This window comes from Serratia sp. CY84636, assembly GCF_052166245.1.
Classification (GTDB): Bacteria; Pseudomonadota; Gammaproteobacteria; order Enterobacterales; family Enterobacteriaceae; genus Serratia; species Serratia nevei.
Genome location: NZ_JBJNOX010000002.1, coordinates 901043 through 916916 on the forward strand (window position 1 = coordinate 901043; position 15874 = coordinate 916916).

The following is a 15874-nucleotide window of genomic DNA, read 5'->3' on the forward strand; positions in this document are numbered from 1 at the left end:
GAAGCTGATGCTTGCACAATAAAAATGTTTTTAATCCCCATTATGGTGCAAGGGTTATCAGTTATTCCTATGCCTGCGAGGGCCGCTAAATGCCGCGACAGCAGGGAGAAAACCCATCATCGGGTTAACGAAATGTGAACAAACATACCTTTCACTTGGCCGTGAAAGCCTTTCGATTTTAACAACAGTGAAACATTCTCGCCCCATTTTTGGGCATCCGGGGGTGTATTGACACATTGAAAGTTAAGGGATAGAAAGAATTTACGTTGCGAAAAACGTTATTCGTCGCTCACCGAGGGGAAAGCAATGTCACCGATAAAAAATACCGGACGCCTGCTGGCGCACTCTATTCTTGCCAGCGCATTATTATTACCCACCCTGCTCCACGCTGCAGATAAAATAACATTACGCTATGCCGTTTGGGACAGAAACCAATTACCTGCCGAACAGGAGATCGCCAAACGCTTTGAACAGGCCAATCCGGATATAAAAATAGAAATAGAATTAACGCCCTCTGCGCAATATTTCGTTAAGTTGGATTCTGCCGCCGCCGGCGGCGTGGCGCCGGATATATTCTGGATCAATATGCCTTATTTTGTGCAATACGCCAAAAACGGCATTATGGAGCCGCTGGCGCCTTATATTAAGGACAGCGGCCTTAAGCTGGACGACGTGGTCGCCAGTTCGGTGAAAGCCTACCAGTACGACGGCCAACAGATGGCCATTCCGCGCGACGTCGACTCCATCGCCGTGTGGTACAACAAAAAACTGTTCGATCAGGCCGGCGTCAGCTACCCCACCAGCGACTGGAGCTGGGACGATCTGAAAAACAAAGCCACCGCCCTGAAAAGCGGGCTGAAAGGCGCCGCCTTCCCGCTGGTGATGGATCTCAGCATCGACGGCCAGGACAGCTATATGAACCTGCTGTTCCAAAACGGCAATCACATCGTACCGAAAGACGGCCAACCCACCGACATCGCCAACGACAAATCCATCTGGGTCTACCAGCAGCTGCAGGGCATGATGAAAGACGGCCTGATGCCGAGCGCCCAGCAAATGAGCGAAGTCAAAACCGAGAACATCTTCCAGTCCAACCGCGCCGCGATGGTCTATGCCGGTTCCTGGCTGGCGGCGCCGTTCGCCAACAACCCACTGATCAACGATCACATCGGCGTGGTAATGATGCCGAAAATTGAACGCCAGTCCGGCGTAGCGCACAGCCTGGCCTTCGCCATGTCGGCCAAAAGCGCCCACAAACAGGCCGCCTGGAAATATATCGCCTTCATGAGCAGCGAAGCCTCGCAGGCGGAGCTGGCCAAGGTGGTGATCCCGGCCAACAAGACGGCGGCCAAGGTCTGGGCGCAGCAGATCCAGAAAGTCGACGTCTCGCCTTATATCCAGACCCTTGAAGTGACCCAGGCTTACCCCACCGCCGGCACCAATACGCCGAAATGGCAGAACATGTGGATCGCCAGCCTGAAGAAAATCTTTATGGGCGCGGACGCCAAGCAGGAAATGGACAAGTCGGTCAAGAAGATCGCGCGCGTCATGGAGCAGTAATCGCCCCGCCGCGGCGCGCTACCCCGAGTGTGCGCCGCGGTGGACCCACGCTGAAAGTGATAGGTGAGGAATGGCAACATGTCACTGGCAGAAACGGCTACGGTCACCCTGAAATCATCCCGGCGCACCGCCCGCCCCGCGCTCAATCGGCTCGAACGCGCCGAACGCTTCTGGGGCTGGGTGATGATCCTGCCGCTGCTGTTAGGGGTCACGGTGTTTTACCTGATCCCCTTTTTGCAGAACATTTTTTACAGCTTTACCGATCTGAACCAGTTCATGCGCTGGAGCAGCATCAGCGTCGATAACTATCTCAACCTGTTCGAAGACGACGACTTCTACACCGCCGCCGCCAACACCCTGTTCTACGTGGTGGTGTGCGTACCGATCAGCCTGAGCCTGTCGCTGCTGTTGGCGATCGGCCTCAACCAGAACATCCGCGGCAAAGGCCTGCTGCGCACCCTGCTGTTCCTGCCGGCGGTCACCATGCCCGCGGCGGTGGCCATGGTGTGGCAATGGCTGTTCAACAAGGATTTCGGCCTGATCAACCAGGCGCTGGGCCTGCTGCACATTGCGCCGGTCGCCTGGCTGTCCGATCCGGACGTGGTGCGCATCAGCGTGTCCATCATCATCATCTGGTCGTCGCTGGCGCTGAAGATCATCATTTTGCTGGCCGGGCTGCAGAGTATTCCGCGCCAGCTGTACGAGGCGGCGGATATCGACGGCATCGGCACCCTGCGGCGCTTTTTCTGCATTACGCTGCCGATGATGGTGCCGACGCTGTTCTTCGTGTCGGTGATGAGCTTTATCGAGATCCTGCAAATCTTCGACGTGGTGTTCCTGATGTTCGACCGCGCGCTGGTGGAAAACGACGTGATGACCGTCACCAACCTGTTCTACAAGTACGCGTTTTACCTGCAGGAAAAAGGCTACGCCTCCGCCATCACCGTGGTGCTGTTCGCCGTCACGCTGGTGATCACCCTGATTCAAATGGCGATCGGCAAGCGCCTGAAAGTCAGCTGAGGAGCTGCACATGAACGCAAGCAAGAAAACGCTGGTGTACCTGTTTATGGGGCTGGCGGCGCTGGCCTCGGTCGTGCCCTTTATCTGGATGCTGGTGACCTCGCTGAAAACCCAGGCCGAGAGCATCCAGATCCCGCTGACGCTGCTGCCGGCGCACCCCAGCCTGCAGGCCTACGGCCGGGTGATGCACGAAATCCCGTTCGCCGGTTTTTATCTCAACTCGCTGCTGGCGACCTTCTTCACCGTCACCCTGCAGATGGCGATCGCCACCCTGGCCGCCTATGGCTTCTCGCGCCTGCATTTTCGCGGCCGCGACGCGGTGTTCCTGGTGTGCGTGTCGATCCTGATGGTGCCCGGCCAGGCGTTTCTGATCCCGCAATTTCTGGTGGTACAGAAGCTGGGGCTGGTCAACAGCATCACCGGGCTGGTGCTGCCGGGCATTTTCAGCGTCTACGCCACCTTCCTGCTGCGCCAGTTCTTTCTGGCGGTGCCGAAGGAGATGGAGGAAGCGGCGCTGATCGACGGCTACAGCTACTTCGCCATCTTCTGGCGCATCATGCTGCCGCTGATCCGGCCGGGCATTATCGCCTGCGTCATCATCAACGGCCTGTGGAGCTGGAACAACCTGATGTGGCCGCTGATCGTCAATACCACCACCGAGAAGCTGACGCTGCCGGTTGGCCTCGCCTCGCTCTCCAGCCGCGCCGGGGTGGAATACCCGTTGCTGATGGCCGGGGCGCTGATGGCGGTGATCCCGATGCTGATGCTGTTCATTATTTTCCAACGCTATTTCATCCAGGGCATCGCCAGCGCCGGGGTGAAAGGCTAACGCGCAGACAAGGTAAATGACATGGCCGGAATTCAGTTAAACAGCGTTAAAAAAGTCTACCCCAACGGTTTCCACGCGCTGCACGGCGTCAATCTGGACATTGAGGACGGGGAATTTATGGTGTTCGTCGGCCCGTCCGGCTGCGCCAAATCCACCCTGCTGCGGATGATCGCCGGGCTGGAGAGCGTCAGCGAGGGGCAGATCCTGATCCACGATCGCTGCGTCAACGACAGCATGCCGAAGGATCGCGGCGTCGCCATGGTGTTCCAGAACTATGCGCTGTACCCGCACATGACGGTGTACAAGAACATGGCGTTCGGCCTGATCGGCAAAGAGAGCAAGGCCGAGATCGACCGCCGGGTGCGCGACGCGGCGGAAAAGCTGGAGATCACCAACCTGCTGCAGCGCAAGCCGGGCCAGCTCTCGGGCGGCCAGTGCCAGCGGGTGGCGGTCGGCCGCGCCATCGTGCGCAAACCCAAAGTGTTCCTGTTCGATGAGCCGCTGTCCAACCTCGACGCCAAGCTGCGAGTGTCGATGCGCGTGCAGCTGATCGAACTGCACAATCAGCTGAAGCAGGAAGGCGCCGCCGCCACCATGGTGTACGTCACCCACGATCAGGTCGAAGCGATGACCATGGGCGATCGCATTTGCGTGATGAACCGCGGCGCCATCATGCAGGTGGATAAACCGATCAACCTGTATCACCACCCCGCCAACCGTTTCGTCGCCGAGTTTATCGGCAGCCCGTCGATGAACCTGCACGATCTGGCGATCGTGCGCGACGGCCAAACGGTGCGGCTGCGCATCGGCCTGCAGCACCCGCTCGAGCTGCCGCCGGCGCTGCAACGGCAGTTGGCGGACTATCCGCATGCGCGGGTGTGCCTCGGTATCCGGCCGGAGTCCCTGCGGCTGTGCACGCCCGGCAGCGCCAACTGTTTCCCGGCGCAGATCGTCACTATCGAGCGCATGGGCAACGAAGAGCTGTTGCACTGCGAACTGGCCGACCTGCGCTTCGTGCTGCGCATGGCATCGCTGCCGGATTGGGAACCGCGCCTCGGCGAAAACATTCATCTGGCATTCGATCTGACGCGCGCACATTTGTTCGACGAGCTCAGCGGCCAAAACCTCAAATAACAACAGCGGAGTATCAGCAATGTCGTCAACACAACCCAACAACGTTGCCCAGCGCCCGGTGCAGGTACTGGTGGTCGGCGCCGGCGCGCGCGGTGAAATCTACTCGCGCTATGCGCTGGCGCACCCCGATTTGATGCAGGTGGTGGCGGTGGCGGAACCGCGCGACGCCTACCGCGAGCAGTTCGTGGCGCAGCACGCCATCGCACCGGAAAACGTCTTCACCGACTGGCGCCAGGCCGCCGATGCCGGCAAGCTGGCCGACGCGGTGCTGATCTGCACTCAGGATCAGATGCACCTGGAACCGGCGCTGGCCTTCGCCCGCCAGGGCTACGCCATGCTGCTGGAAAAGCCGCTGTCGCCGGACGCCGACGAGTGCCGCGCCATCGTCGCCGAGGTGGTGCGCCAAAAGCTGATCTTCTCGGTCGGCCACGTGCTGCGCTACACCCGCTATACCCAAAAGCTCAAGCAGCTGCTGCGCGACGGCGCGATCGGCGACATCGTCAGCCTGCAACACCTGGAGCCGGTCGGCTACTGGCATCAGGCGCACTCCTTCGTGCGCGGCAACTGGCGCAACGATCGGCAGGCCGCCTTTATGCTGCTGCAGAAATCCTGCCACGACATCGATTGGATCCGCTACGTGATGGAGCAGCCCTGCGAACAGGTCAGCTCCTTCGGCAACCTGCGCCACTTCCGCCGGGAAAACCAACCGGCCGGCGCGGCGGACAACTGCCTGGATTGCGCGGTGGAGGCGTCCTGCCCCTATTCCGCCAAACGCATCTATCTGGGCGACGACCACAAGGCCACGCCCGGCTTTCTGCGCGTGTTGACGCCAGAACCTGACCAGACGACGCTGCGGGCGGCGCTGCGCGACGGGCCCTACGGCCGCTGCGTTTACCGCTGCGACAATAACGTGGTCGATCATCAGGTGGTCAACATGCAGTTCGCCGGCGGCCGCACCGCGTCGTTCACCATGACGGCCTTTACCCGCCACGAAGATCGCCACACCCGCATCTTCGGCAGCCGCGGCTGCCTGGAAGGCGACGGCCGCCATATCCGCATCACCTCGTTCCTCGACGACGGCGAAACGCATTACGACACCGACGCCGGCCAGGATCTGCACGCCATGGCCGGCCACGGCGGCGGCGACTACTACCTGATGCAGCACTTTATCGCGGCCATTCGCACCAACGATCCGAGCCAGGTGTTGGCCGGCCCGGCGGAAGCGCTGGAGAGCCACCTGATGGTGTTCGCCGCCGAACGCGCGCGCCGCGAAGCGGCGGTGATCGCCCTGAACGGAGCCTGACCATGAGCACGAGAGAGATGCGTTACGGCTTCGACATCGGCGGCACCAAGATCGAAATGGCCGCTTACGATCGCCGGCTCAATCAGGTGCTGCTTCAGCGCGTGCACACCCCAACCGGCGATTATGGCGAGTTCGTGGCCTGCATCGCCGGGCTGGTCAAGCAGGCGGACCGCGAGCTGCATACGCGCGGCAGCATCGGCATCGGCCTGCCGGGGATCACCGACCCCGTCAGCCGCCGCCAGCTGGCGGTCAACGTGCCCTGCCTGACCGGGCATTGCCTGGCGGATGATTTGACGCAGGCGCTGGCGCGGCCAATCGCCATCGAGAACGACTGCCGCTGTTTCGCGCTGTCGGAAGCCAGCACGCCGCAAACCGCCCATCTGCCGCTGGTGTTCGGCGCCATCATCGGCACCGGTGCCGGCGGTGGCCTGGTGGTGAACAGGCAATTGCACAAGGGGCGCAACGGGCTGGCGGGCGAATGGGGCCATATGCCGATCTCCGCCCAGCTGGCGCAGCGCTACGATCTGCCGCTGTTCGGCTGCAACTGCGGGCTGACCGGCTGCTTTGAACGCTACGTCTCCGGCAGCGGGCTGCTGGCGCTGAGCCGCCACTTTGCCCATCCGGCCGCCGACGTGCCGGCGCTGGTCGCCAGCTATCGCGCGGGGGATACGCTCGCACAGTGGCTGATGACCGTCTACGTCGACATTCTGGCCAGCGCGCTGGCCGGTTTGCAGCTGCTGCTGGACGTCGATGCCTTCGTGCTGGGCGGTGGGTTGTCGAACGTCGGCGAGCTGTATCGGCTGCTGCCGGCGGCGATGCGGCACTGGCTGCTGCCGGGCGTGGAACCGGCAGCGGTATTCCCACCGGTGCACGGTGACAGCAGCGGCGTGCGTGGCGCGGCGCTATTACAGGCGGCGGCATAAAAAAACAGTGAAAGCCCGGCGGCTGTCGAATGATCGCTGCGGCTTTCGCCGCCGCAGGGCCGAATAAAGCCATCGCGAGAATTGTCGACTGAAAAATAACGAATTTGCCGTTTTCACTTTGTGTTAATACCGCTTTCGGTTACCGCTAAACCGAAAGCAAAATTAAATATAACCAACTGATAGATATAGATATTTTAAAATTAATCGATTGCATTTCAGTGTTTCGTTTGCTGTAATTCGCCACGAACAACTGAAAGCGCTCCGGTCGGTATCGCTGCGGCTTATTAAGCCGCGGTCGGGCACGGCTACAGGTAAATCAGGAGTCTGCGTTAATGATCAATACCGCAAAACGCCGGGAATTAATTATCGACCAGCTGTGCCGCGAAGGCTCGGTGCGCGTGGAACAGCTCAGCCAGCAGTTTTCGGTGTCCAGCGTCACCATCCGCAGCGATCTGCGCCAGCTGGAAAAACACGGCTGCGCGGTGCGCGCTTACGGCGGCGCCATGTTGAACAAACAGTTCGCCTTCGATCGCCCGCTGCAGGACAAGGGCCGCATCAACCGCGACGTAAAACACGCCATCGCCTGCGCGGCGGCGGCGCTGATTGAAGACGGCGACGCCGTCATCCTCGACTCCGGCTCCACCACCAGCCAGATGGCGCCGCAGCTGGCGGGGAAAAAGGATCTGGTGGTGATGACCAACGCGCTGAACATCGCCTTCGAGCTGGCCAACAACGAGCAGATCGATCTGATGGTGGTCGGCGGCAGCGTGCGCCGCAAGGCCTGGTCGCTGTACGGCCCCGCCGCCGAACAGCAGCTGCGCCAGTACCGGTTCGACAAGCTGTTTCTCGGCGTCGACGGTTTCGATCTGGCGGGCGGCATCACCACGCCGGATCCGGGCGAAGCGCAGCTGAACCGCGTGATGTGCGAGGTGGCGCGCGAAGTGATCGCCATCGCCGACGCCAGCAAATTCGGCCGCACCAGCTTTTGCATGATCCGCGAAATCGGCCAGATCCACCGCCTGGTCACCGACGGCCGCATTCCGGAACACTATCTGCAGGCGCTGCACCATTTAGGGATCGACGTGATTATCGCCGACCGTTAACCGAGGCTTTTAAGGAGTTGTCATCATGAACGCGTATTTCTCTTACGAGGCGGATTGGCTGAAGCAGCGCAACGCCTGGCACACCGCCGCAGAGATTTGGCAGCAGCCGGATCTGTGGGCGGCGCTGCACCGGCAACTGCAGGATCAACAGGCGCAGTGGCAGCCGTTCCTGGCGCCGCTGTTGGCCAATCCTCGGCTGCAAATCGTGCTGTGCGGCGCCGGCAGCTCGGCGTTCGCCGGCCGCGCCCTGGCGCCCTGGCTGCGCGAACGAACCGGCCGCGACGTGGCGGCCTACGGCACCACCGATATCGTCGCCAACCCGCGGCAGTATCTCGATCCTGAGCGGCCGATGCTGCTGGTCTCCTTCGCCCGCTCGGGCAACAGCCCGGAAAGCGTGGCGACGGTGGAGCTGGCCGACCAACTGCTGCCGGAAAGCTACCACCTGATGCTGGTCTGCAACCCGGACAGCAAGCTGGCGCAGTATGCGCATCGGCGCGACAACGTCTGTTCGCTGGTGATGCCGCAAGGCTCCAACGATCAGAGCTTCGCCATGACCTCCAGCTTCAGCTGCATGATGCTGAGCGCCGCGCTGCTGCTCGGCCCGCTTTCGCTCGAGGCCGCCCAGGCGCCGCTGAACGCCATGGTGCAGCGCTGCCGCGCACTGCGCGAAACGCTGCAGCCACAGGTAAAGGCGCTGGCCGCCAGCGGTTTCCGCCGTTATATCACCCTCGGCGGCAGCTGCTTTACCGGCCTGGCGGAAGAGGCCTCGCTCAAGATGCTGGAGCTGACCGCCGGGCGCATCGTGACGCGCTACGACTCGCCGCTCGGCCTGCGCCACGGCCCGAAATTTATGGTCGACGGCCAAACATTGGTGGTGGTGATGTTCTCCCACGACGACTACGCCCGCCAGTATGACCGCGATCTGTGGAACGAGCTGCAGCGCGACGGGTTGGCGATGCAATTGGTCGGTTTGACCGGCCAGCCCCGGACACCGTCCGATGCCCTGCTGCCTATGCATCAGGCCACGGACGATATCTGGCTGCTGTTCCCGTATCTGCTGTTCACCCAGATGCTGGCCTTCGAGAGTTCGCTGGCGCTGGGGCTGACCCCAGACAACCCTTGCCCCACCGGCGAGGTTAACCGGGTGGTGAAAGGCGTGACGATTTACCGTTTCCCTTCCCCCGTGCAGTAAGGAGATCCCATGTATCTGATAGCCAACCGAGAAATGCTGCTCAAGGCGCAGCGCCAGGGTTACGCCGTCCCGGCGTTTAACGTTCACAATCTGGAAACCGTGCAGGTGGTGGCGGAAACCGCCGCCGAGCTGCGCTCGCCGGTGATCATGGCCGGCACGCCCGGCACCTTCAGCTACGCCGGCACCGACTACCTGATCGGCATTTGCCAATCGGCCGCGCACCGCTACGATTTGCCGCTGGCGCTGCATCTGGATCATCACGAAGAGCTGGACGACATCGAGCACAAGGTGAAAAGCGGCATCCGTTCGGTGATGATCGACGGTTCCCATCTGCCGTTCGAGCAGAACATCGCCAAAGTGGCTGCTGCGGTCACCTTGTGCCACCGCTATGGCGCCAGCGTGGAAGCGGAACTGGGCCGCCTGGGCGGGCAGGAAGACGATCTGATCGTCGATACGGCGGACAGTTTCTATACCGACCCGGTGGCGGCACGCGAGTTCGTCGCCGCCACCGGCATCGATTCGCTGGCGGTGGCGATAGGTTCCGCCCACGGCCTGTATCACGGCGAGCCGAAGCTGGACTTCGAGCGCCTGGCGCTGATCCGCGAACAGGTGGACGTGCCCCTGGTGCTGCACGGCGCCTCCGGCATTCCGGAGGCGATGGTCAAACTCGCGATCTCGCTCGGCGTCTGCAAGGTCAACGTCGCCACCGAACTGAAAATCGCCTTCGCCGATGCGGTGAAAAGCTACTTTTCACAGCACCCGGATGCCAACGACCCGCGCAAATATATCGTCCCCGGCAAGCTGGCGATGAAAGAAGTGGTGGCGGAAAAGATCCGCATCTGCGGCAGCAGCGGCATGCTGTAACCCCGCGCTCGCCCCCGGTTTCGTGGCTGCACCACGGGGGCGAAAACATCCCGCCATTTCCCGCTTTCCTGAGAGAACGATCACAGCCTTTTACCCTGACCGCGCCGGAAACCATTAACCGGTCTTCACTATGATCCAAATCATGGTTTTACTCACCCTACCTCCCTATTATCAAATTCATTGGATGCAGGCAGTAGGATTTTTGCCCATTCGTTTTTATTTCGCCAAGCGAAATAGCTTATTTGATGAAAACAAGCGTGCTTGTTTTTTAATTGGCAGCATTTTTACTCTGAGAGGAACAGCGTATGAACCATTACTTAGCCGTATTAAGCGCATTGGTCATTCTGCCCTTCGCTCTGCAAGCAAAACCGCTTTCCGGCAACCCGGTCGCCTCCGGCGTCGTGCGCTTCACCGGCGCCATTACCACCCCGGCCTGCACCATCACACATCAGGATGAACAGCTTATCTCCAACTGCTTCGGTAAAGTGACGGAATATCAGAACGGGTATATTTCCTCTTCGTTAAAAGAAATGCCAAAAGAATTAGTCTCTGCCGTCACCAGCGAAATGGTGAATAACGATCCCCATTTAAAGCGCGTGACCATCAGCTATAAGTAACGCCAACGCGTTAATGTCTGATGAAATAATAAACAAGACACAACTTGTCTTGATGACTTATAAATTTATTTTATAAATTTAACGTGCAATGACTCCCCGGCTTACCCTGAGCCGGCTATTTGGGCAACCCTGCGGTTGCCCATCAGCATGTCCGAAATCCGCCATCGCTTCCCCCGCTTTCATGCGATAATCGCCATACCAAACCGAGGAGTGATCCAGATGCAGACTTTTTTGATTGATCGTACCGCCACGCCGGTGGGAGAACTGGTGCTGATTGCCGATGAACAGGGGCGCCTGCGGGCGATTGACTGGACCGATCACGAAGCGCGCCTGATGAAGCTGCTGAATACCCACTACCGCGCCGATCGCTTCACCCTGCGTGAGCAGCGCGATCCCAGCGGGCTGACCGACGCGATGCAACGCTATTTCGCCGGGGAACTGGGCATTATCGATCGGCTGCCGGTGATGACCGCCGGCACCGAGTTCCAACGCACCGTGTGGCAACAGCTGCGCCAAATCCCCTGCGGCGAGATCCTGACCTACGGCCAGCTGGCGCAACGCATCGGCCGCCCGACCGCCTCACGCGCGGTCGGCATGGCCAACGGTTCGAATCCGATCAGCATCGTGGTGCCCTGCCACCGGGTGATCGGTTCGCAGGGCGCGCTGACCGGCTATGCCGGCGGCGTGCAGCGCAAGCAGTGGCTGCTGCAGCACGAAGGTTACCTGCCGCAGGATCTGCTCTCGCGCTAGCGCGGCACATAGTCCGGCGGGACGCCCTCCGCCGGGGCGGCGGGATAGTAGTCCGGCGGCACCGGCGATGAGGTGGCCTCACCATAACCGTAGGCCACCGGCACCTTGTTACCTTTGGCGTACATGCACTGCGTATACACGGTATCGTAGCGGTCTTGCAGGTCATCGCTGCTGCGCCAGGCCGAGTTATTGGCCATCGCGCTGCCGACCAGCAACCCGCCACCCGCGCCGATCAGCGCGCCGGGGCCGGCATGACCGGATGCGGCGCCAATCAACGCCCCTGCCGCCGCGCCGACGGCCGTTCCCGCCACTGCCGTTCCCGTCGCCGAATTGGCCGCCGTTTGCGCGCCGCTGCCAAGGCTGTTTTGCGCATAGCCGCGGCACATGGCCTCATCGCGATTGAATTGTTCGTAACTTTTCCCCGTGCCGGGCAGCGCGGTGACCCCGGGCCCGGAAGGCGCAGAGACGCAGCCGGCCAACAGCCCGGCCAGCGCCACTATCGGGAAAGCAAAAGAGTGTCTCATCACGCACCGCCTTTAATCACCGGGAGAACGGACCGTCTGGCACCACCTTCATCCAACCGTCAGGACAACGCGGCACCTGGGGGTAATAGCCCGCAGGGCGGCGGCAGTAGTAGGCATAGCTCGGCGGCTTTTCGATATAGGTCTGCGGCGGCGGCGGCGTGACATACACCACCGGCGGCGGCGGGTAATAGAGCGGCGGCGGCCCCCAGGGCACGCCGATCACCACGCGCGGCCCGCCGTAATAATAGCCGTGCCGGTAGTAGCCGTGGCCGTAATAGCCGTGGGCGAAGGCGGCGGCGCTGGCCGTCATCAACACCGCGGCGGCCGCCATCAACAGTATGCGCTTTTTCATCATCCACTCCCGAACAGGATCGTTCACCTGCCTTTCTGACCTTCAGCTTAACGCCGATGCGGCGCGGCTTTGCGGTGAGGATTCGGATGAATGCGACAAGCTTTCGCCAGTAAATGTGTCAAAGGATGATTGATTCACGCCGCTAAAACCTGTCAATGCGAGCCGCGCAGACCACCCGCGCCGATTGCCCTGCCTTATGCCGCCGGAATGGCGACCGCACGTTGCGCATAAGTGCCAAATAAATCTAGCGACTTCAGCGCGATACAGAATAATCGGCGGCATGTGTGCGCAAAATTCGCACACAATACCCCTATTCATGCTAATGCCACCCTTATCAGCTGCAGCAAAAGATGTTAAAATTGACTCATATCAATTATTGAATGAGCGTAATCTATGATCCCGGAAAAACGCGTGATTCGTCGTATCCAGTCTGGTGGTTGTGCGATCCATTGCCAGGACTGCAGCATCAGCCAGCTGTGCATTCCTTTCACCCTTAATGCCCACGAGCTGGACCAGCTCGACAACATTATCGAGAGGAAAAAGCCCATCCAGAAAGGCCAGACCCTGTTCAAGGCCGGCGACGAGCTGAAATCGCTGTACGCGATCCGTTCCGGGACCATCAAAAGCTACACCATCACCGAGCAAGGCGACGAGCAGATCACCGGTTTCCACCTGGCGGGTGACCTGGTGGGCTTCGACGCCATCGGCGGTCTGAAGCACCCAAGCTTCGCTCAGGCGCTGGAAACCTCGATGGTGTGCGAGATCCCATTCGAAACCCTCGACGATCTGTCCGGCAAAATGCCTAATCTGCGTCAGCAGATCATGCGACTGATGAGCGGCGAGATCAAAGGCGACCAGGACATGATCCTGCTGCTGTCGAAGAAAAATGCCGAAGAGCGCCTGGCGGCGTTCGTTTACAACCTGTCGCGCCGCTTCGCGGAGCGTGGCTTCTCGCCGCGCGAGTTCCGGTTGACCATGACCCGCGGCGACATCGGCAACTACCTCGGCCTGACGGTGGAAACCATCAGCCGCCTGCTGGGCCGCTTCCAGAAAAGCGAAATCCTCAGCGTGAAAGGCAAATACATCACCATCGAAAACGCCGACGCCCTGTCGGTGCTGGCCGGTACGCCACGCATCAACGTGACCGTCAACGCCTGATTCCCCTGCCGGATCAACATTTCACCGAAATTGTTGATCCGGCACGCTTCTGTTGTTGTTCTGTTTTTCAATGTTGGGTTACTCTGTAAATTAACAGACTGTTGATTTCAGCTGTAAGGAGGCCCTATGGCGAAGTATCAGAATCTTCTGGTGGCTATTGACCCCAATCAGGACGATCAGCCGGCATTGCGCCGCGCCGTGTACCTGGTAAAACGGAACGGCGGGCGCATCAAAGCCTTCCTGCCCATTTATGACTTCTCTTACGAAATGACGACCCTGCTCTCCCCGGACGAAAGAACGGCGATGCGGCAAGGTGTGATCAGCCAACGCGCCGCCTGGATCAACGAGCAGTGCCGCTTCTATCTCAACGACGGCGTGCCGATCGAAATCAAAGTGGTCTGGCATAACCGCCCCTTCGAAGCCATCATTCAGGAAGTGCTTTCCGGCCAACATGATCTGCTGCTGAAAATGGCGCACCAGCACGACCGGCTGGAGTCGGTGATCTTCACCCCCACCGACTGGCACCTGCTGCGCAAATGCCCTTGCCCGGTGTGGATGGTAAAAGACCAACCCTGGCCAGAAGGCGGCAAAGCGCTGGTGGCGGTCAACCTGGCCAGCGAAGAACCCTATCACGACCCGCTCAATATCAAACTGGTGCAAGAAACCGTCGAACTGGCGCAGAACGTCAACCAGACCGAGGTTCACCTGGTCGGCGCCTATCCCGTTACCCCGATCAACATCGCCATCGAGCTGCCCGACTTCGATCCGAGCGTCTACAACGACGCCATTCGCGGCCAGCATCTGATCGCCATGAAGGCGCTGCGGCAGAAATTCTGCATTAAGGAAGAGTTCACCCACGTGGAAAAAGGCCTGCCGGAAGAGGTGATCCCCGATCTGGCCGAACACCTGCAGGCCGGCGTGGTGGTTCTGGGCACCCTGGGCCGCACCGGCATTTCGGCGGCCTTTATCGGCAACACCGCGGAACATGTGATCGACCATCTGAAATGCGATCTGCTGGTGATTAAGCCGGAGAACTTCAACTGCCCGATCGAGGCGGATGAAGACGATGAGCACGACGACGAAGATTAGCCTTCACGCATAAAAAAATGGGCCGCTAATAAGCGGCCCGTTTTTTTGGTTGCTCAACTACTTCTGCAATGCCCGCAGAATCGCTTCCACGCTGTCTTTGGCGTCGCCGAACAGCATCTGGGTGTTCTCCTTGAAGAACAGCGGGTTCTGCACGCCGGCGTAGCCGGTGTTCATCGAGCGTTTAAACGCGATCACGTTCTGCGCTTTCCACACTTCCAATACCGGCATGCCGGCGATCGGGCTGCGCGGATCTTCCAATGCCGCCGGGTTCACCGTGTCGTTGGCGCCAATTACCAGCACGGTGTCGGTATCCGGGAAATCTTCGTTGATTTCATCCATCTCCAGCACCACGTCGTACGGCACCTTCGCCTCCGCCAGCAGCACGTTCATGTGGCCCGGCAAACGCCCCGCGACCGGGTGAATGCCGAAGCGCACCTTCACGCCGCGCGCCCGCAGTTTCTCGGTGATTTCTGCCACCGGATATTGCGCCTGCGCCACCGCCATGCCGTAACCCGGCGTGATGATCACCGAGGTGGAGTTCTTCAACTGCTCGGCCACCTCTTCCGCCGTGGTTTCACGGTATTCGCCCATCTCTTCGGCATCGCCGGTAGACGAACCGTCACTGCCGAAACCGCCGGCGATCACGCTGATAAACGAGCGGTTCATTGCCTTACACATAATGTAAGACAGGATCGCACCCGAAGAGCCCACCAGCGCGCCGGTGACGATCAGCAGATCGTTGCTCAGCATGAAGCCCGCCGCGGCCGCCGCCCACCCCGAGTAGGAGTTGAGCATCGACACCACCACCGGCATGTCGGCGCCGCCGATCGAGGCCACCAGATGCCAGCCGAACGCCAGTGCGATCGCCGTCATCAGCAGCAGCGTCACCACCTGCCAGCCCACGCTGTCGGTACGCACGAACGCCACCAGCAGCAGGAACGAGAGCACCAACGCCGCCAGATTCAGCTTGTGGCGGTTCGGCAGCATCAGCGGTTTGGAAGAGATGATGCCGCGCAGCTTGCCGAAGGCGACAATCGAACCGGTGAAGGTTACCGCGCCGATAAAGATACCGAGGAACACTTCGGTCAGATGGATATTCGCCATCACCGGCTCCATCGGCGCGCCGTGATCCAGGTAGCTGTTGAAACCGACCAGCACCGCTGCCAGGCCAACGAAGCTATGCAGCACCGCCACCAGCTCCGGCATTTCGGTCATCTCGACCTTTTTGGCCAGATAGACGCCGATCGAGCCGCCGATGATCATGGCGATGATGATCCAGCCGACGTTGCCGGAATCCGGCCCCAGAATGGTGGCGATCAGCGCGATCGCCATACCGGCGACGCCGAACAGGTTGCCCTGCTTCGACGTTTCATGGCGCGACAGGCCCGCCAGGCTGAAAATAAACAAAATAGCGGCAACAATGTATGCAGCTGTAACCAATCCTCCAGACATTTGT

At 60.4% G+C, this 15874-nt stretch carries 16 protein-coding genes; 13 read left to right on the top strand and 3 right to left on the bottom strand.

The features are described from left to right. Positions 1-306: 306 nt before the first annotated feature. The 11 genes from ACJ8QI_RS08780 (at position 307) to ogt (ending at position 11295) form a co-directional block, all read left to right on the top strand. Complete coding sequence (locus tag ACJ8QI_RS08780; protein ID WP_089186029.1) at positions 307-1560, top strand: ABC transporter substrate-binding protein; 1254 nt, start codon at positions 307-309, stop codon at positions 1558-1560. Between the two features lie 78 nt (positions 1561-1638). Next, positions 1639-2580, top strand: a complete 942-nt coding sequence (locus ACJ8QI_RS08785) for a carbohydrate ABC transporter permease (RefSeq protein WP_047730640.1) — start codon at positions 1639-1641, stop codon at positions 2578-2580. 10 nt (positions 2581-2590) lie between these two features. After that, positions 2591-3409 carry a carbohydrate ABC transporter permease gene (locus ACJ8QI_RS08790; protein ID WP_004938251.1) on the top strand — a complete coding sequence of 273 codons (819 nt, stop codon included), beginning with the start codon at positions 2591-2593 and terminating at the stop codon, positions 3407-3409. 21 nt (positions 3410-3430) lie between these two features. Beyond that, a complete protein-coding gene (locus tag ACJ8QI_RS08795) occupies positions 3431-4543 on the top strand; it encodes an ABC transporter ATP-binding protein (RefSeq protein ID WP_442532388.1) in 1113 nt (370 codons plus the stop codon). 19 nt (positions 4544-4562) lie between these two features. Then, a complete protein-coding gene (locus ACJ8QI_RS08800) occupies positions 4563-5846 on the top strand; it encodes a Gfo/Idh/MocA family protein (RefSeq protein WP_142109963.1) in 1284 nt (427 codons plus the stop codon). Between the two features lie 17 nt (positions 5847-5863). Beyond that, positions 5864-6769: an ROK family protein gene (locus tag ACJ8QI_RS08805; protein WP_442532687.1), complete on the top strand. Its 906-nt coding sequence runs from the start codon at positions 5864-5866 to the stop codon at positions 6767-6769. A 332-nt stretch (positions 6770-7101) separates the two neighbouring features. Further along, a complete protein-coding gene (agaR, locus tag ACJ8QI_RS08810) occupies positions 7102-7872 on the top strand; it encodes a transcriptional repressor AgaR (RefSeq protein ID WP_087762745.1) in 771 nt (256 codons plus the stop codon). 25 nt (positions 7873-7897) lie between these two features. Then, positions 7898-9064, top strand: a complete 1167-nt coding sequence (locus ACJ8QI_RS08815) for an SIS domain-containing protein (protein WP_442532389.1) — start codon at positions 7898-7900, stop codon at positions 9062-9064. 9 nt (positions 9065-9073) lie between these two features. Further along, entirely contained in the window at positions 9074-9928 is an 855-nt protein-coding gene (locus ACJ8QI_RS08820; protein WP_442532390.1) for a tagatose bisphosphate family class II aldolase, read from the top strand. A gap of 305 nt (positions 9929-10233) precedes the next feature. Next, on the top strand, positions 10234-10545 hold the full coding sequence (locus tag ACJ8QI_RS08825) for a hypothetical protein (protein ID WP_401425744.1): 312 nt from the start codon (positions 10234-10236) through the stop codon (positions 10543-10545). Between the two features lie 219 nt (positions 10546-10764). Continuing rightward, positions 10765-11295: a methylated-DNA--[protein]-cysteine S-methyltransferase gene (gene ogt, locus ACJ8QI_RS08830; RefSeq protein WP_060418648.1), complete on the top strand. Its 531-nt coding sequence runs from the start codon at positions 10765-10767 to the stop codon at positions 11293-11295. On the opposite strand, the gene ACJ8QI_RS08835 is transcribed toward ogt, so the two are convergent. Both ACJ8QI_RS08835 and ACJ8QI_RS08840 read right to left on the bottom strand, forming a co-directional pair. Continuing rightward, entirely contained in the window at positions 11292-11819 is a 528-nt protein-coding gene (locus ACJ8QI_RS08835) for a YMGG-like glycine zipper-containing protein (protein ID WP_089186032.1), read from the bottom strand. The genes ogt and ACJ8QI_RS08835 overlap by 4 nt on opposite strands. 16 nt (positions 11820-11835) lie before the next feature. Further along, a complete protein-coding gene (locus ACJ8QI_RS08840) occupies positions 11836-12171 on the bottom strand; it encodes a hypothetical protein (RefSeq protein WP_060418645.1) in 336 nt (111 codons plus the stop codon). 393 nt (positions 12172-12564) lie between these two features. Between ACJ8QI_RS08840 and ACJ8QI_RS08845 the strand changes: the two genes are divergently transcribed. Continuing rightward, positions 12565-13329, top strand: coding sequence for an FNR family transcription factor (locus ACJ8QI_RS08845; protein ID WP_004938278.1), 765 nt, complete (start codon positions 12565-12567; stop codon positions 13327-13329). Positions 13330-13455: 126 nt separating this feature from the next. Beyond that, positions 13456-14418, top strand: a complete 963-nt coding sequence (gene uspE, locus ACJ8QI_RS08850) for a universal stress protein UspE (protein WP_004938281.1) — start codon at positions 13456-13458, stop codon at positions 14416-14418. 57 nt (positions 14419-14475) lie between these two features. On the opposite strand, the gene pntB is transcribed toward uspE, so the two are convergent. Further along, entirely contained in the window at positions 14476-15870 is a 1395-nt protein-coding gene (pntB, locus tag ACJ8QI_RS08855) for a Re/Si-specific NAD(P)(+) transhydrogenase subunit beta (RefSeq protein ID WP_060439853.1), read from the bottom strand. Positions 15871-15874 lie beyond the last annotated feature (4 nt).